Raw genomic sequence first — 15,963 nt, 5'->3', positions numbered from 1 at the left:
TATACATTTATGAAGATATATTCTGCACTTAAAATAGGTAACTTTCACACAAATTATTGCGAAGATTTTTTAATAAAAGAACAGCTTAGTTCAAATCGATTTATGATTGCTGTGATGGACGGTTGTACTATGGGAAAAGAATCTGTATTCGCATCAATTCTTATAGGAAAAATTCTTAGAAATGTAGCTAAAGAGAAGTTTTATACGGATTTTATAGAAAGTGATTCTTCTGAGTTAGTTTTATGTTTAAAAGAAATCCTTCAAAAACTGTTTAATCAGCTTAAAGTATTTAAAAATAGTTTAGGTATCGAAACAGAAGAATTATTATCAACCTTAATTATTGGAATAGTTGATAAAAAGACTTCTACTGGTGAGTTTTTGACAATTGGAGATGGTTTAATTTGTTTTGATAATAATGTTGTCGAATATGAACAAAATGATAAACCAGATTATTTGGGATATCATTTAAATGAAGATTTTAATTCTTGGTATTTATTACAAAAACAAAGACTATCTATAAAATCCTTTAAAGATTTGTCTATCTGTACAGATGGTATTTTTTCTTTTAAAAATTTTAAAAACAAAAAACATCAGAAAAAAGAAATGGAGATTATTCAGTTTTTATTGAAAGATAAGGCAGGAATTGAATATGACCACTTTCTAGAAAAGAAAATTCAAGATTTAGAAATTAGAATGGACCAAACTCTAACAGATGATCTTGCTATTATTAGAATTATTGTATGATTAATACCTCTCCAACAATTCCTTTAACTCGTCATAATATTGTTTAGAAAGATAAATACCATTATGACCTGCCCCTTTAATAAGTGTAAGTTCAATTTTATCCGGATATAATTGCTTTAATCGTTTAGAATGCTCTTCTGGTTTAATCAAAAAGTCTTTGGAACCATGAAAAACACGAATAGGAGAATTGACTTCTCCTAAAAACTTATAAGACGGGATTTCATAGTTAATTAATGATTGTGGAACAGGTGCTATATTAGCTATGAATTCATTCCAGGCGTAATATGGCGCTTCTAAAATAAGAAGTTTAGGATTATTTTTTGCTGCGGTATATGATGCAAATCCTGTTCCTATGGAATACCCTAATATAATAACGTCTTTTTCGTCATATCTAGTTAGGGCATAATCGTATATTTTTTGAGCATCGTGATAAAGTTCTGATTCTTCTTCATAGAAGCTGTCGCTTTTACCATATCCTCTATAGTCTACGAATAAAACGTCAAATTTATTTTCTGTATATAAATACGCTCGCTCTCCCCATTCATGAATAGCTCCTGCATTACCATGAAAATATAATATTAACCCTTTGCTAATAGAATCTGTTTTAAATAATAATGCATTAAGATTGATATTCTCTTCTACAGCTATGTTGATCTCTTCAAACGGTTGATCAAAGGAATACGAATAATCTTTGTCTAATACTTTTGGATTGAAAAAGAAACGTTCCTGTTTCACATATAAAAAGATATATATAAAAAGGATCAAAATAATAATGACTCCTGCAAATCGTAATAATCTACGTGCTATTTTTTTAAAATTAATTTTCAAGATATTGTTTCGTATTTTTTAGTACAAAAAGGGTTTTTGTCAATTCTGTAAAAAGTGCAAAACCTTCTTCTTTTTTATTAAAAAGCTTGATAGTGTTCGCTCCAAATAATTCTAATATTTTATTATTTGATAAAGAGTTAAAATTTATAAAGAAAGTATCTCCAGAATGATGTTCAATTTCAAAGTTTCCCTCATCTACTTTTTTTGAATCTTTGAATAAAGTAAATTGATTTTGTGTAATTTCAAGTTGATAATCACAATCTAATCTAGTTGAATTAAACTCGCAAAAATGTCTATCCGTTCTATATTTACATAGATCCCAGTTATTTTGTAATAATTCTGTAATGGTTGTAGTATCTTGAGAAAACGAAAAACTACTAACAAGTACTGTTATAAGTAGAAAGTGTAGTTTGCTATTTAGTTTAAAACTCAAGTATAGATAGATTTTAATGAAACTTTTGAAGTGTTTTTTAATACTTCAAAAATAAAAATACCAAATACAATACTATATTCCAGAGCAACAAACCATAAATTTTCTTTAAAATCAAGGTTGATATACGCTGTGTAGCTGCATATAATAAGAAATGACCACCAAATAGGAAATCTATAATTAGTGAATATACAAAGTGATAAAGGAACTGCTATATACCATGGATGAACGGTAGTTGACAAGAAATAATAACTACAAATACCAATAACCATAACGGTAATTAATTCTGATGTCTTTTTGTTTTTTCTAAAAAACGTAAGAATTAATAGAATTCCAATAACGATTAATGGTAATATCTTTCCTACCGTGCCAATTATATTCCAACCAATGGTTTGATACCCAATCCAACGAATAATGTAATAGATACTCGCATTAAATTCGAAGTTCTGAAACCAAAGACTAATGGTTTTACTAAAGTTTGCTATAAACTCTGCAGATAAAAAAGGAGTAAATAGAAGTACAGTAGTTATAATAACAATACTATAAAAACCAATAAGTTTAAAAAAACGATATTTAAGTTTAGATGTATTAAATCCTGTTATGAATTTTTGAAAGAACAAGGGTAAAAAGAGCAAGGGGATTAATTTTACAGATACAGAAAATGCCAGTGCCATTGCTGCCCAATACCAATATCCCTTTTGCAATAAATACAAGGACCAGATAATAAAGAATATCATGACTGCCTCAAAATGTAAGTTTCCGGCAAGTTCAATAATAACAAAAGGATTTAAGATATACCAAAAGATTCTATGCTCTGGTATATGCAACATTTGCAATAACTTTCTTCCAAAGAAAAAAGTACCAATATCTGCCAAAATGATTAATAACCTCAGAACAATTGCCGCACCTAAAATGCTGTTTCCAGAAAAAACACCAGCGATAACATAACAAAATTGACTTAAAGGAGGGTAATTCGTATAATGACTGCCATTAAGAGTGCCCATACCATTATATAATTTTTGTGCTTGAGCAATTGGGGCATTACCTTCTGCAATCCATGTTTCAGGTAAGGATAGATAAGGGTTAAACCCTTCCAATAACATTCTACCATCCCAAATGAATCTATAAAAATCTTGAGATAGATTTGGTATTGCAAAAAGAAACAATATTCTAAAAGCTAAAGCAATACCTGCTAATAGTTTAATGTTACCAGAATTAATTTTAATGATTCTATAGGAGATAAAAAATAAACCAACCCATAAGGCAGACATTTTTATGAAATCAATGCGTTCTAATTGATAGGCAAACCCCCAATAAAATATGGTACAAATGAATACTAGTAATATGGAAAACTTATTGTATTTCCATAATTCATTCATTATAATTTAGAAGTAACTGATTTAAAGAAAACAAATCCAAATCCAAGAAATAACATGATATGAAATAAAAACAATCCAAAATCCTGTAGTTTAAAAGCACTGTATAAAGCAAATGCAAAGTAGCACATAAGTAAAGCTTCAATAATGGTGTTTCCAGAAATGTTCTTGTTTACGTATTTATTTCCTTTCCAAGAATCTTTTAGCGTATTGATATTAAATTTTGGAGTTCTAACAAATTCACTTTTCTTTCCAAAATGGCCTTCTAAAACTGCCATAGAATTGTGTACAGAGAATCCCATAGCTATAGAAAAGAAGGTGAAAAACATTTTTATATATTCTATGAAATTCCAAAAACCGCCATTATGAATTTTCTTGAATGTATGCCAATAACAGAAGAAAAAGATCACAGTACTTAATGCAAAAAAGGCAATTACATTAAAGTACCAGCTAAACATTGGATTACTGTTTTTTATATACATTACAGGAACACTTAATACTGCAACTAGTAATACTAATAAAAACATGCTGCTATTTAATAAGTGAAAGAAACTATGAAATTTAGTTTTAAAAGGAACGGTTTTATCTTTAAGCATTTTCCAATACAATTTTTGGAAATTTTCTGCCGCACCCTTATTCCATCTAAATTGTTGGGAGCGAGCTGCACTAATAACAACAGGTAATTCCGCTGGAGTTTCTACTTCTTCAAGATATTTGAATTTCCATTTTTTTAGTTGGGCTCTATAACTAAGGTCTAAGTCTTCTGTCAGTGTATCACCTTGCCAATTTCCTGCATCCTCGATACATTTTTTTCTCCATACTCCTGCAGTTCCATTGAAATTAATAAAGTGATCTTTATAATTTCGTCCTACTTGCTCCATAGTAAAGTGAAAATCCAATGCAAATGCCTGAATTTTAGTTAACATAGAGTAATTTCGATTAATATGTCCCCAACGAGTCTGTACAACACCAATATTTTCTTTTTTGAAATAAGGAATTGTCTGAAGTAACCATTTTCTTCCAGGTAAGAAATCAGCATCAAAAATTGCTATGAATTCTCCTTTGGCTATTTTTAATCCTTCTTTTAGAGCACCTGCTTTAAATCCTGTTCTATCTTCTCGGCAAATATGCTGAATATCTAGCCCCGTTTTTCGCAGTTTCTCTATATGAGTAGCTGTAGTATGCACAGATTCATCTGTAGAATCATCTAATACCTGAATTTCTAACTTATCCTTTGGATATTCTAATAGAGCAATATTATCCAGTAATCGTTCCATTACATATAGTTCATTATAAACCGGTAATTGAACTGTTACATAAGGGGTTTCTTCTTCTTTAGAAAGATCAAAAGTAGGACATTTGTCATCCAGTTTGCGTGATTTGAGATAGTTGAAAAGTAAATTCAACTGTGCTAAACTGTACAAGAAAATTATTAATAACGCTAATGTATAAATAACAATGATAGCAATATCCATTACGCAAAGCTATATTTAAAAATCCAACTTAAAATCTTAACGCCTGCAAAGATAGCACCTTTTATGGTTCCTGAAACTTTTGAGACACCTATTCTCTTTTTGTATCGAACCGGAACTTCTATATAGGAAAAATTTCTTTTTATTGCTTTTAACTGCATTTCTACAGTCCAGCCATACGTTTTATCCTGCATATTCAGTTCTAAAAGCTTATCATATTTAATTGCTCTAAAAGGTCCAAGATCCGTAAATTTTGCACCAAAAAACAATCTCATTAAGCTCGTTGCAAGCCAATTTCCGAAAATCTGAGGGATCGTCATTGATCCTGATTCCCGTAATTTTTTATCTCTAGCACCTATTACTATATCAATATCTTGATTTATTATAGGTGCAACTATTTTTGTCAATTCTTCAGGGTAATCACTAAAATCACCATCCAGAAAAACTATGATTTCTGGAACATCTTGTTGTGAGGCAACATAATCAAGCCCCTTTAAACAAGCATACCCATATCCCATTCTTTCTTCCTTTAATACAGTAGCTCCAGCCTGTCTTGCTACGTCTTCGGTATTATCTGTAGAGCTATTACTTACCACAATTATTTCAGAAACTATATCAGGAATTTCATTAATTACGTGGCCTATAGAGTCTTGCTCATTAAAGGCAGGTATGATTACTTTGATTATGGGATTCATTTATAGCGAAGCGTTGGGGTTGTCTTTTTTGAAGCTAAAAACATCTGTCCATTCTCCGGTTTTCTGATCGTCAATGTATTTTTCTGCTTTAAAAAGCTTGTCATTTTTATATAAAAGGCAATACCCGTTTTTTTGATTATTTTTATATTGATACTTTCTAGTAATACGATTTTTCTTATTACTTGCGGCAATATCGTAAATAATCCACCATTTTTCTGCTTTATCGTTTATAAAATGCCCTTCTTTGATTAGTTTATTGCTTGATGAGTAGAAATACCAATATCCTTGTTTTTTATTGTTCCAAAAATGTCCCTGTTCAGAAATAGTACCGTTAGGGTAATAAGAATACCAATAATCTATTTTCTGACCATCCATTTTCCAACCTTCGGATTTGATAGATCCATCATTGTAATATTCTTTATGATATTCTTTTTCTACAGAAGTTTGAAAGGAAAAGGATATAAAGGAAATAACAATATAAAGTATGTATTTCATCATTTTAATCATTGGTTACGTGCTTAGACGAAAACTATTAGAGATACCTACAAATTATTTTAAAAATCTAAATCAAGAGAGTTTTTTATGTGCGTATAAAACTTACTTTTTTTGAATTGTTTATGTGAAAAAATGTATTTTATCGATGATTTTGGTATATTTGTCGATAAATAAAAAAGATTATATCATTTTATTTTTCTTTTTTTATTTAAAAAAAATATAATCGCATTTATGAAATTGAAGCTATTAGCATTTGATAGTACCTGGAAATATGATAGAGTATTAGCACCTTTTTTTTGTGTGATACTTCCAGCTACCGCGCTTCATGGTTATTTAGAGTATTTAAATACTGGATTTAGTTTGTATTTCTATAGAGATATTACTAATATTATCATTCTTACCTTAGGATTAGTAATACTTAAACTTAATCTAATAACAAAAAAGGAATTAATCGTAATATCCTTATATACAATTCGAATTGCGATTGATTACACTTTTATTGTTGGTTATTTTGATTCCAGTTTTGCGTTTGAATACAATTTTATACATGTTCAAATGATTTTTGCTACGGTCATATTTGCTGCGGGTACGTTGATACATGCAAGGCATCTTTTTATACTAAATACGATGAATATTTTATTCATTATTTGTTGTGCATTAACAATTGGCAATGAACATTCGGTTATGAGATTTATCTTTTGTGGAGTTTTGGTTTCGGGTGGTGGATTTATAGCCTATGCAGGTAAAAAATTTGTACAATCACTTTTTAGAAAAATTAGGTCTGCAAGAGTACTGATAGAAAAGCAGAATATTGAATTAAAAAAAATGAATGCTACAAAAAATCAATTATTTAGAATTATTGGTCATGACTTAAGAACCCCCTTTCATCAAATGAGTCTGCTAATTGACCTTATTTCAGAAAGTAAGGATGAGAATGAAAAGTTGCAATATCTTAATCTTATAAAAGAATCAGCTACTCAAGGAAACGAACTTTTGGAAGATCTGTTAAGTTGGGATGAGAAAGATGTGGATCATAGTGATATAAACTTAGATGAGTTTTCAATTGCTAAAATTGTAAATAAGACTTTCGAGTTTTATAAATTTAATAGCAATGTTAAAGAAATCACGTTGATCAATGAGGTACCAGAAAATATAAAATTGAGAATAAGTAATTCTATGATGGAAACTATTTTTAGAAACTTAATTGGAAATGCCATTAAGTTTTCTCATCCAAAATCGAAAATCATAGTTAATTGTAGTATTAATAATGGCCATATTGATTTATCGGTTGTGGATAAAGGTGTAGGTATAAGTTCCGAACAATTAACGGTGCTATTTTCTGATCAGGTTAAATCAACATCTGGAACCGCCGATGAAAAAGGAACTGGCTATGGATTAGGAATTGTAAAAAAACTTGTAGAACAACAAAAGGGGTCACTTTCAATCGACAGTGAATTGAAAAAAGGAACAAAAGTAGTACTCACTTTTCCTTTGGTAGCTTAACACTTCCAAAAATAGTATTAGATTACTTCTTTTTCCTACAAATTAAGAAAGAATTTTTGATCACTTCTTTAAGTTTAGATCGTTTCTAACTCGACAATATTCTTTATTGTTGATATTTATAAGCTGATAGAAAAGTTAAATATTGATTGATTTTTTCTTACCAAATGTAGTTTTTTTATCAAAAAATGTGTATTTCATCGATTATTTAGTTGTTTTTAACGATAAATAAATAAATTTCACTATATTGAGATAAGTTTTAACGGGGCTAAATAAATCGATGTTAATATGAATAGCACATCTAAAAAATTACCCGGATTCTTTCAGTTTGATAAGGTTTTGTTTACGGTAATGTTTATTGCATTACCAGGAATAATACTTGATGGCTTAGTTGAGTTTAACGAAGCTGGATTAAGTGCTTATTTTAATAGAGCTGTTGTTACATTTTCTATAGTTACTCTTGGTTTAATATTGCAGAGAAGCGGTTTTATTAGAAAATCAAAACTACTTACCTTATCCGTATATACTATCGTTTTAGGTATGATGTCAACGATATTTTTTGGCGTAGATGATCCTAATTTCATATTTGAATCATTTTTCCTAAAAGTAGAAGTAATTGTATCTCTTTTATTTTTTGCAGTAGGTATGTTGGTGCATTTTAGGCATATTATCTTCTTGCTAACGATTAATTTTCTTTTCATAGGATTATGTATGTTTTATTACCCTAGCTTTCCTTTAGAGAAGTTTGCTTTTTATTTTGTTATTGTTAGTGGTGGTGGTCTTATGGCATATTTCTGTCAGCGTTTACTTGTACAGTTATCTAGAAAAGTTAAAGAAGCAAATAGATTGATAAGCATCAAGAATGAAGAATTAAAAGAAATGAATCAATCCAAAGATGATTTGTTTAGGATTATAGGTCACGATCTTAGAACTCCATTTTATCAACTTAGATCATTAATTGACATGGTAGATGAAGTAGAGAATGATGAAGAAAGAAATGAGATACGAAATATGATAAGACAAGCTGCTGATAAAGGAAATAATTTGTTGGAGGATTTATTAGAATGGGGAAACATTTACAAAAAACAATCACAAGTTTTATTGGAGACAAAAGAGATTTCTGTCATAGTAGATAAGGTTTTTGCGTTTTCTGATTTAAAAACAAAAAATAAAGAGATTAGTCTAATAAATAAGTTGCCTAGAGATTTAAAAGTAACAATAAACCCAGCAATGATGGAAACTGTAATGAGAAACTTGATAGCAAATGCCATTAAATTTTCGCACCGAGGTTCAGATATTATTGTAAAATCGGAAAAAATAGGTGGACAGGTAAGAATAGCTATAGAAGATAAAGGAATCGGAATGTGTAATGATAGTCTTTATAATCTTTTTGAAAAAGAAAGAAACAATTCTACTACTGGTACAGAAAATGAAAGAGGTACAGGATTTGGGTTAAGTATAGCTAAAAAACTAGTAGAAAAACAGAACGGAGTTTTAGAAATAGAGAGTGAATACAACAAAGGAACAACGATTAATTTATATTTTCCCAATACAATGAGTGCCTAATTTATGAACTAAACTTTTGTAAATAAAAAAACAGCCTATCTAGGCTGTTTTTTCATACTATTGATGTTTTTGAATTTATTTATTATTCACATAATCCATAAGATCGACATCATTGCCTAATAGAATCTCGTTAGAATTGATTCTTCCATCTAAGTTATCGTTCTCTAATTTTAATACACCTCTTGGACATACAGCAGAACAAATACCACATCCTACACAACTTGATCGTACAATATTCTCTCCTTTTTGAGCATACGACCTTACGTCGATCCCCATTTCACAATACGTAGAGCAATTACCGCAAGAGATACATTGACCTCCATTAGTAGTAATTCTAAATTTAGAAAATAATCTTTGTTGTATTCCTAATATCCCTGCCATTGGGCAACCCATACGACACCAAACTCTATTTCCAAGAATTGGATAAAATCCAGTACCAATAACACCAGAGAAAATAGATCCAATACCAAAACCATAAAAAGCTCTAAGCGCACTATCTCCAGTATAGCTGTTATTGTTTAGGCCAAATGAGAAGTATTTAGCCTGAATTTGTATTTGACTTAAGTCTACAAAACTGATTAAAACAAGAAATGCAATAGTAAATATGAAGAAGCCAGTTGCTCCAGCAACAGCACTTTTGTTAAGTTGCTTTCTTTTATAATAAAGAATACCTGCAAAAAGTAAGGTTAAAAATACTCCTACACTTATTAAAAATACATTTTTTGTAAACCAGTATTTAGTGGCATCATATCCTAAAAAGGTTGAAATTGTTGCTACAGTCATGATAACTGAAAACACTAATACCGTGTGGATCATCCATCTTTCTATTTTCCATGCTTTTACACTCTTATCAGATAATTGACGGAAAGAATCCCCTGCAGTTTCTGCAAGTCCTCCACAGCCACAAACCCAAGAACAGTACCATCTTTTTCCATATTTGTATGTTAACCAAGGAGAAATTACAAACACCATTAATACGGCTAAAATTAAGAAGAATAAACCAATATTTTGTGCATTAATAAATTGATCTACTCTCCATTGTTCAAACGCATAGTAATTAAGCGGCCACATATTTTTTAGATCATTATAAGGTAAAGAAAATGTATCAGAGTTTAAGCGAGCCATTAATTCAGGAATCACAAACGCAAATGCGGTTTGGAAAAATATTACACTCACTGTACGTAATTGTTCATAGCGGTTATGTTTATACTTCATAATAAACTTTATTCCAAACCCTATGATAGCGATGGTATACAATGTCCCATATACAAACCACTGACTTGCTTGTTCATTTTTAAAAGCATAACTCAATGGATCGAATAAAGCGATTAAGCCAGTATTAGCACCATCTACTCCTTGCCCTAGTCCTAATAAATCAGCAAAAAAGTACAACACAACATAAAAACCTGTAAGTACTATTCCTGCAATCCAGGCAAGGACTCCTCTTGATGACATAGAATTAAACCAAACTGCATCATTTTTTATACCTTCTAATTTTTTGTCATATGCACCTTTAGAGAAGATAACAATACCTATAGTTATAGCTGATAATGATAAGGTAAGCCAAGTAGCTTTATTAGGTAAATTGAGATTAAAGGTAGCTAGTAATAATATAAGTAGTCCAGTCATTCCAACTAGAACACCAATCTTTTGTTTTGTATTTAGGCTCTTAGGAGGTTGTCCTGTTAATGCCATGTTTCTTTCTACTGCCATTGTTTATGCGTTTATTGTTTGTTGCTTTTGGAAAGCATTTAAAATATCTTTTTCGAAATGTTTGAAGAATTCAGGATTAAAATTGGCTTCTAATAAATTGGAGATGACATAGTCTACATCTCTTTTTTCAGTTAACCATTTGTCAAATACCTCGTGACGCATTCGAATCCCAAAAGTGTTTATTCCTAGAAACTCTCTAGTTTCTTTATGATAAGAAACGGTAACACATTTTGTATCATCTTGATGTATCCAATGGAATTGTTCTTCATATTCTTGAGGTCTACCAAATACCCATCCATATGTTTGATATTCGATGTCCAAGAATTTGGCACTATTAAACCAGTGACTAGGCTTATACTCTAGTTTATTTCCACAGATCGTTTGTGCAACAGTTTCGCCCATCATTCTTCCGGTATACCATACTGCTTCTATTGGTCTTCTGTTTCCAATAGCTTGGTGTTGTTCTGCACAATCACCAATAGCATATATGTTAGAAATATTTGTTTCTAAGAAACGATTTACTTTAACACCTCTTCCTAATTCAATTCCAGAATCTTTTAAGAAATCTACATTGGGAGATACACCGGCGGTAAGCCCAACAACATTGCAGGCTATTTCTTCTCCTGTTTCTTGAATGATTATTGACTTCACTTTTCCATCTTTATCAGAAATGATTTCTTTTAGATTGGAACCTAAACGAAGGTCAATGTGATGATTCTTTATATGTCGGTTAATCATTCCGCTTTCTCCAGCAGGAAGAACGCCATTCCAGAAACTATCTTCTCTTACTAAAAAAGTAACAGGGATTCCTCTAGAGTTAAGCATTTCTGCTAATTCTATTCCGATTAAACCACCACCAACAATAACAGCTCTTTTACAAACTTTATTATTAGGAGCATATTTTTCTAAATTTTCAAGATCCTGTTTATGATACATTCCCATAACACCATCTAGATCTTGACCTGGCCATCCAAATTTATTTGGTTTAGAACCTGTAGCAATTATTAGTTTATCATACTGCAGACTTTCTCCATCTTCAAAAATCAATTGATTTTTTTGGTGATCTACTTTCGAAACAAACCCTTTCCTTAATTCAATACGATTTTTTTCCCAAAACCAATTTTCATAAGGTTGTGTATGTTCGAATTTCATGTGTCCCATGTATATATACATCAACGCAGTACGAGAAAAGAAATAATCTGTTTCGGCAGATACGAGAGTAATCTTTTTATCAGACATTTTCCGGATATGCCTTGCAGCAGTAACACCAGAAATTCCGTTGCCGATAATTACAATATGTTCCATAGAGGTGTGTGTTAGTTGATTTTCAATTTTAGTTCTTAAAATGAAGCTTCTGTGCGTAAGTCGTTTATAAATATAAGAACTTAACCAACATTAATAATTTAGAATTAATCTAAAAAGCTAAGTTTTTGTAAGTTTTAGTAAAGAATTCGAACGATGATTTTCTTTATAAATGAATAAAAAATTCTTTCAAACAAATTGAAAATAATTTGTAAGTAGCATATAGACGCTCCGACTCAATGCCCGTTACCAAGGTAAACTTAACTTGTATTAAACCAACTTCATAATAAGAAGTTTTTAAAACTTAAAACAATGAAAAAGATAATTTTTATAATGACTTTGCTAATGGTTACTGTTAGCTTTTCGCAAAGCACAACAGAATTTTTCACCAAATCTGATGCGTTTTTTAAAAAACATGTAACAAATGGTAAAGTAGATTATAAAGCAATAAAAAGTGATCCTAAGGAATTGGATGGGTTATTGGATATAGCTGCCAACTTAAGTGTTTCTAAGAGTGATTCTAAAACTTTTCAAGCATTTTATATTAATGGATATAATTTATCTGTTATTAAAGGAGTAATTAATAATTATCCAACAAAATCACCACTTAATATCAAAGGCTTTTTTGATAAGATTAAATATACTTTAGCGGGTAAATCAACAACATTAAATGATTTGGAAAATAAGATTCTTAGAAAGAATTTTCCAACCGAAGCACGTTTTCACTTTGCACTGGTTTGTGCTGGGTTAGGTTGCCCTCCAATAATTTCAGAAGCTTATACTCCTTCGCTTTTAGAAAAACAATTACAGCGTCAAACAACGATAGCATTAAACAATCCTAACTTTATTAAAGTAAAAGGAAAGAAAGTACAACTTTCTCAAATTTTCGAATGGTATAAAGGAGACTTTACTCAAAATGGTTCAGAAATAGACTACGTAAACCAATTTAGAAAAGAAAAAATTCCTGCGAATGCAAGAGTATCATACTACCCATATAACTGGAGTTTAAACGTAGCAAAATAATAATAAACCTATAAATAAGGATAACAAGTAATCCAATAAACACTTAATCTAATAATAAACATATTTAAATCATGAGATTAACTAAGAATATAATAACCGCACTTTTTTTATTACTAACCGTAAGCTTTGGATTTGCGCAAGATGATGATGCAGAGGATAATGGTTCTGTAATACAAAATCTTACTCCTTCAAAATTGATAGGAAAAGGACAAGTAGATGTTAAATGGTTTAATAATCTTTATACACAAACTCGTATTGCAAATGCTGATGGAGATGTATCTTCTGCTGATAGAGAAAACTTCTTTACTTCGACATTAGATGTTTTCTATGGAATTTCAGAAAATAGAAGAATTACTGTAGGTGCGATTATTGAATTTAGATCTAATACAATAGGAGACCGTGGTGCTTTTGATGTCTTTAGTTTTGATGGAGAAAGTGGATCAGCAAGAAGTGGTATTACCAGTATCGCTCCAAGTGTAAAATTTGTCCCTTTTAAAAGTCTGAGTAATTTTTCTGTACAAAGTAGCTTGGTGATTCCGACAATAAAAAGTGAGTTTGATGATGGTGTTTTCTTTGATCAAGATGGGTTTGTTTTTCAAAACAGATTCTTTTATGACCTTGCTTTAGGTAATAGTAATAAGTGGCAGCTTTTCTTTGATCTAAATACTGAATATAATTTTGGTAAGGACCTTGAGTTTAATAGCGATGGCAGATCGGAAGGTAGTTTTGCAAATGACAGCTTCCGTCTTACTCCTGGAGTGTTCTTAAGTTATTTTCCGAGCTCTAAGTTTACAGCACAAGTATTTGTACAACATTTTCAACTTATTGATTTAAATAATGATTTTGAGCAAGACCTAACTGCAGTAGGAGCAGGAGCAAAATATCAACTCACAAAATCGCTTAATATTGAAGCATTATGGAGTTATTTTGCAAGAGGAAATGATTCTGGTCTTGGAGAATCATACAATATAGGTTTAAGATATGTATTATAGAAAACAAACATTTAGCTTAGGTTTAAGAGCAATGTTTTAAGCACTATAAAATATAAATTGTATTTTCAGCGGTATAAAAAATAATCATGAAACGTTTTTTTATACTGCTGATTAGTATTTGTTTTTTGAACTGTTCTGGACAGCAATCTAAAATCAATGGAGTTAGTTTTGTCGCATCACCAAAAGAGATTAATGAGACAAATATAGATCCTGTAGTAAAAGTAAATGCAAATTGGGCTGCTGTGATGCCATTTGGATTTGTGAAAAATTTGAAAGAACCATCAGTTGTTTTTAATACAGAAAGGCAATGGTGGGGGGAGAGAGCAGATGGAGCAGAGCGTACCATTGAATTACTAAACCAAAAAGGGATTAAAGTCATGCTGAAGCCGCAGATTTGGGTTTGGCGAGGTGAGTTTACGGGTAATATTTCTATGGATTCCGAAGAGGATTGGAAAACCTTAGAAAGCTCTTATGAAGGGTTTATTATGCTGTATGCTAAATTGGCTCAAAAATTAAATGTTCCAATATTATGTATTGGTACAGAATTGCACACTTTTGTACAGAAAAGACCCGAATATTGGAAGCAGTTAATACAGAAAGTTAGATCTGTTTATGAGGGTAAGTTAACCTATGCGGAGAATTGGGATCAGTTCGCAAATGCTCCTTTTTGGAATCAATTGGATTATATTGGTGTAGATGCTTACTTTCCGGTTTCTGAGAGTAAAACGCCTAGTGTAGAGGAGATGAGGGAAGGTTGGCAAATGCATAAAAACGAGATAATAGCATTACAAAAAACAATAGAAAAACCTGTTTTGTTTACAGAGTTTGGATATAGAAGTATACATTATACAGGAAAAGAACCTTGGGCTTCTAATAGAATAAAGGGGAATGTAGATTTAAAAGCTCAGAATAATGCGTTAACAGCGTTATATGAGGAATTCTGGAAAGAGCACTGGTTTGCTGGTGGATTTCTTTGGAAATGGTACCATGACCATGATAAGGTGGGAGGAGAAGATAATAATAGATTTACAATACAGAATAAACCATCAGAAAAGTTAATACAAACATTGTATAAAGATGATTAAAACCAATTATATCGTATTTATCTTATGTTGCATTCTATTGGCTTGTAATAAAGATCAAAATACGATTTTATTGGATTAATCTCTTACATCTTTAGTGGCTTTAAATGAAATAGAAATTGATAATGTAATTGCGTGTGCTTCGGGATCTCAATCAGATGAAGATGTCATTATTGCGTATGTATATCCAAGACCTGGAGCAACGGATATTAGATATTTTGAAACAGCAAATATAGAAGCTGATAAAAATGATTATCAAAACTATCAACAGGTAATGATAGCACCAACAGATATTTTTAACGGATATCTAAAAAAATTCACAAGAACTACAATTGAAGAAAAGTGGGTAATTATTACGTTTTTTGAAAATGAAAAATTGCATTTATCAAATCCAATTAGATTAAAACATCTAACAAAACCTACAGAGTTTACCGATGAAGTGGTTGTAAATACAAATAGTGAAAATATGCCAATATTTAATTGGGAAGACGGAATGTTTAATGATAATAAGATATATTTTCAAGTAATTTCTGATACTGATGATGAATTGCTTTCTGGAACCTATACTTTTCAAAAACAATTCCAATATTATAAAACGGATAATGTAGTTTTAAATATCACCCAAGAAATTCCACCACAGTTAGACGCAGCTAATTCATATAATTTTACCCTTATGGGAGTCAGTGAAGATAATTGGGTGAATTTGTTTATTCAAAAAAGATTCTAGCCTTAACTTTATTTAATC

Annotated in this window: 15 protein-coding genes; 7 read left to right on the top strand and 8 right to left on the bottom strand. The window is 30.7% G+C overall.

The window, feature by feature from the left end:
• Window positions 1-9 precede the first annotated feature (9 nt).
• Window positions 10-744: a protein phosphatase 2C domain-containing protein gene (locus D1815_RS14480; protein WP_118387821.1), complete on the top strand. Its 735-nt coding sequence runs from the start codon at window positions 10-12 to the stop codon at window positions 742-744.
• Here D1815_RS14480 and D1815_RS14475 read toward each other — a convergent pair whose 3' ends face one another.
• From D1815_RS14475 to D1815_RS14450, 6 genes are read right to left on the bottom strand one after another with little or no spacing between them, the layout of a single operon-like run.
• Entirely contained in the window at window positions 745-1,572 is an 828-nt protein-coding gene (locus D1815_RS14475; RefSeq protein WP_051336269.1) for an alpha/beta hydrolase, read from the bottom strand.
• Window positions 1,562-2,005 carry a hypothetical protein gene (locus D1815_RS14470; protein ID WP_027394916.1) on the bottom strand — a complete coding sequence of 148 codons (444 nt, stop codon included), beginning with the start codon at window positions 2,003-2,005 and terminating at the stop codon, window positions 1,562-1,564. Before D1815_RS14470 ends, D1815_RS14475 begins: the two co-directional genes overlap by 11 nt.
• Entirely contained in the window at window positions 2,002-3,381 is a 1,380-nt protein-coding gene (locus D1815_RS14465) for a mannosyltransferase (RefSeq protein ID WP_118387819.1), read from the bottom strand. Before D1815_RS14465 ends, D1815_RS14470 begins: the two co-directional genes overlap by 4 nt.
• Window positions 3,381-4,853, bottom strand: coding sequence for a cellulose synthase family protein (locus D1815_RS14460; RefSeq protein ID WP_027394918.1), 1,473 nt, complete (start codon window positions 4,851-4,853; stop codon window positions 3,381-3,383). Before D1815_RS14460 ends, D1815_RS14465 begins: the two co-directional genes overlap by 1 nt.
• Window positions 4,853-5,545: a glycosyltransferase family 2 protein gene (locus tag D1815_RS14455; protein ID WP_027394919.1), complete on the bottom strand. Its 693-nt coding sequence runs from the start codon at window positions 5,543-5,545 to the stop codon at window positions 4,853-4,855. Before D1815_RS14455 ends, D1815_RS14460 begins: the two co-directional genes overlap by 1 nt.
• The gene (locus D1815_RS14450; RefSeq protein ID WP_118387817.1) at window positions 5,546-6,043 is read right to left on the bottom strand and encodes a toxin-antitoxin system YwqK family antitoxin; all 498 of its coding nucleotides are present in this window, start codon (window positions 6,041-6,043) and stop codon (window positions 5,546-5,548) included.
• A 228-nt stretch (window positions 6,044-6,271) separates the two neighbouring features.
• Here D1815_RS14450 and D1815_RS14445 point away from each other — a divergent pair, with 228 nt between their 5' ends.
• Window positions 6,272-7,543 carry a sensor histidine kinase KdpD gene (locus tag D1815_RS14445; protein WP_027394921.1) on the top strand — a complete coding sequence of 424 codons (1,272 nt, stop codon included), beginning with the start codon at window positions 6,272-6,274 and terminating at the stop codon, window positions 7,541-7,543.
• Window positions 7,544-7,828: 285 nt separating this feature from the next.
• The gene (locus tag D1815_RS14440) at window positions 7,829-9,106 is read left to right on the top strand and encodes a sensor histidine kinase KdpD (protein WP_118387815.1); all 1,278 of its coding nucleotides are present in this window, start codon (window positions 7,829-7,831) and stop codon (window positions 9,104-9,106) included.
• 75 nt (window positions 9,107-9,181) lie between these two features.
• Here D1815_RS14440 and D1815_RS14435 read toward each other — a convergent pair whose 3' ends face one another.
• Both D1815_RS14435 and D1815_RS14430 read right to left on the bottom strand, forming a co-directional pair.
• A complete protein-coding gene (locus D1815_RS14435) occupies window positions 9,182-10,819 on the bottom strand; it encodes a 4Fe-4S dicluster domain-containing protein (protein WP_118387813.1) in 1,638 nt (545 codons plus the stop codon).
• A gap of 3 nt (window positions 10,820-10,822) precedes the next feature.
• Window positions 10,823-12,124, bottom strand: a complete 1,302-nt coding sequence (locus tag D1815_RS14430; protein ID WP_118387811.1) for an NAD(P)/FAD-dependent oxidoreductase — start codon at window positions 12,122-12,124, stop codon at window positions 10,823-10,825.
• A gap of 309 nt (window positions 12,125-12,433) precedes the next feature.
• On the opposite strand from D1815_RS14430, the gene D1815_RS14425 reads away from it, so the two are divergent.
• From D1815_RS14425 to D1815_RS14410, 4 genes are all read left to right on the top strand, one after another.
• Window positions 12,434-13,144: a DUF547 domain-containing protein gene (locus tag D1815_RS14425; protein ID WP_118387809.1), complete on the top strand. Its 711-nt coding sequence runs from the start codon at window positions 12,434-12,436 to the stop codon at window positions 13,142-13,144.
• Between the two features lie 71 nt (window positions 13,145-13,215).
• On the top strand, window positions 13,216-14,136 hold the full coding sequence (locus D1815_RS14420; RefSeq protein ID WP_027394926.1) for a hypothetical protein: 921 nt from the start codon (window positions 13,216-13,218) through the stop codon (window positions 14,134-14,136).
• Between the two features lie 86 nt (window positions 14,137-14,222).
• On the top strand, window positions 14,223-15,221 hold the full coding sequence (locus D1815_RS14415) for a glycoside hydrolase (RefSeq protein WP_118387807.1): 999 nt from the start codon (window positions 14,223-14,225) through the stop codon (window positions 15,219-15,221).
• A 94-nt stretch (window positions 15,222-15,315) separates the two neighbouring features.
• Window positions 15,316-15,945, top strand: a complete 630-nt coding sequence (locus tag D1815_RS14410; protein WP_118387805.1) for a hypothetical protein — start codon at window positions 15,316-15,318, stop codon at window positions 15,943-15,945.
• Window positions 15,946-15,963 lie beyond the last annotated feature (18 nt).

Origin of the sequence: Aquimarina sp. AD1 (genome assembly GCF_003443695.1) — a bacterium.
Lineage (GTDB): Bacteria > Bacteroidota > Bacteroidia > Flavobacteriales > Flavobacteriaceae > Aquimarina > Aquimarina latercula.
Note: the sequence above shows the minus strand (reverse complement) of the source record. Positions and strands in the feature narration are given on the sequence as shown.

What these genes read in the sequence shown, in the direction of transcription:
- D1815_RS14480 (WP_118387821.1), top strand. Translation starts at nt 10, where the DNA reads ATGAAGATATATTCTGCACTTAAAATAGGTAACTTTCACACAAATTAT.
- D1815_RS14465 (WP_118387819.1), bottom strand. Translation starts at nt 3,381, where the DNA reads ATGAATGAATTATGGAAATACAATAAGTTTTCCATATTACTAGTATTC.
- D1815_RS14460 (WP_027394918.1), bottom strand. Translation starts at nt 4,853, where the DNA reads ATGGATATTGCTATCATTGTTATTTATACATTAGCGTTATTAATAATT.
- D1815_RS14455 (WP_027394919.1), bottom strand. Translation starts at nt 5,545, where the DNA reads ATGAATCCCATAATCAAAGTAATCATACCTGCCTTTAATGAGCAAGAC.
- D1815_RS14450 (WP_118387817.1), bottom strand. Translation starts at nt 6,043, where the DNA reads ATGATGAAATACATACTTTATATTGTTATTTCCTTTATATCCTTTTCC.
- D1815_RS14445 (WP_027394921.1), top strand. Translation starts at nt 6,272, where the DNA reads ATGAAATTGAAGCTATTAGCATTTGATAGTACCTGGAAATATGATAGA.
- D1815_RS14440 (WP_118387815.1), top strand. Translation starts at nt 7,829, where the DNA reads ATGAATAGCACATCTAAAAAATTACCCGGATTCTTTCAGTTTGATAAG.
- D1815_RS14435 (WP_118387813.1), bottom strand. Translation starts at nt 10,819, where the DNA reads ATGGCAGTAGAAAGAAACATGGCATTAACAGGACAACCTCCTAAGAGC.
- D1815_RS14430 (WP_118387811.1), bottom strand. Translation starts at nt 12,124, where the DNA reads ATGGAACATATTGTAATTATCGGCAACGGAATTTCTGGTGTTACTGCT.
- D1815_RS14425 (WP_118387809.1), top strand. Translation starts at nt 12,434, where the DNA reads ATGAAAAAGATAATTTTTATAATGACTTTGCTAATGGTTACTGTTAGC.
- D1815_RS14420 (WP_027394926.1), top strand. Translation starts at nt 13,216, where the DNA reads ATGAGATTAACTAAGAATATAATAACCGCACTTTTTTTATTACTAACC.
- D1815_RS14415 (WP_118387807.1), top strand. Translation starts at nt 14,223, where the DNA reads ATGAAACGTTTTTTTATACTGCTGATTAGTATTTGTTTTTTGAACTGT.